Genomic DNA, 818 nt, shown 5'->3' on the forward strand with positions numbered 1-818 from the left:
CAATTGGTGTTTACAGGAATACGATAAGAATGTTTTATTATTTAAATTGTAATTACTGTCTTACTTCATTCTATACAAATTACTTTTCCACAAACAAAGGCAGCATGCACAAATTGTACATGCTGCCTTTCAATCTATAAAATGAGATTCCTTTATATCCCGCACTATCTGTTTCATCAAATACATACACACGTGAAAATATATTGAATTTCAAGTTTTTATTAGCAGTGAACTTAATAGTCGCTGTATTTCCCTTTTCATCATATGCCGTTACTTTGTATTCGTAACGCTTCCATTTAACATATTTCGAGAGAAAAGCATAAAAAATATATCAAATTCTCCAAAAATCCACATAACAATTTCATCTTTCCATTAAAAAACGTTATAATAAATTGTAGCCTCTACGATTACGTTATAAAGGAGATTAAAACAATGGCTAAAATTAAAGTGTATCAAGCAAAAGAAGAAAGTATGGAAGCAGTAAAAAACATCATTGATGTTGAAGAACAAAACCCAACTGCTGATAATTTACAAAATCTATATGCATGTGTATTAGATACTGAGGATATGGCTTTGCCTGAATCATACATAGAAGAAGATATCTTAATTGATTCTATCGAAGTAATGGTTAACGCTTCTCAAAATAAATTAAGAGACCTAGGTACATACGATGTAATTGAAGTTCAAAATAAAGGCAAAAAAACACAAATTTTATTATTAGCAGACGAAGAATACGAAATTATCGAAGGTTAATTCGTATCGGTACATATGAAAAAGCTCCTTTCTAAATTTGAAAGGAGCTCTTTCTGTTTTTACTT

General features: G+C 29.7%; 2 protein-coding genes. One reads left to right on the top strand and one right to left on the bottom strand.

The genetic code is table 11. The features are described from left to right. Positions 1–79: 79 nt before the first annotated feature. Positions 80–328, bottom strand: coding sequence for a DUF1093 domain-containing protein (locus V7183_RS16010; protein ID WP_335360158.1), 249 nt, complete (start codon positions 326–328; stop codon positions 80–82). 104 nt (positions 329–432) lie between these two features. On the opposite strand from V7183_RS16010, the gene V7183_RS16015 reads away from it, so the two are divergent. Continuing rightward, positions 433–753, top strand: coding sequence for a hypothetical protein (locus tag V7183_RS16015; protein ID WP_097898245.1), 321 nt, complete (start codon positions 433–435; stop codon positions 751–753). The last annotated feature ends 65 nt before the right edge of the window (positions 754–818 follow it).

Source organism: Bacillus sp. JJ1127 (assembly GCF_036965845.1).
Taxonomy (GTDB): Bacteria; Bacillota; Bacilli; order Bacillales; family Bacillaceae_G; genus Bacillus_A.

Excerpts from the sequence above, each read along its gene's own strand:
- V7183_RS16015 (WP_097898245.1), top strand. The coding sequence starts at position 433 with ATGGCTAAAATTAAAGTGTATCAAGCAAAAGAAGAAAGTATGGAAGCA.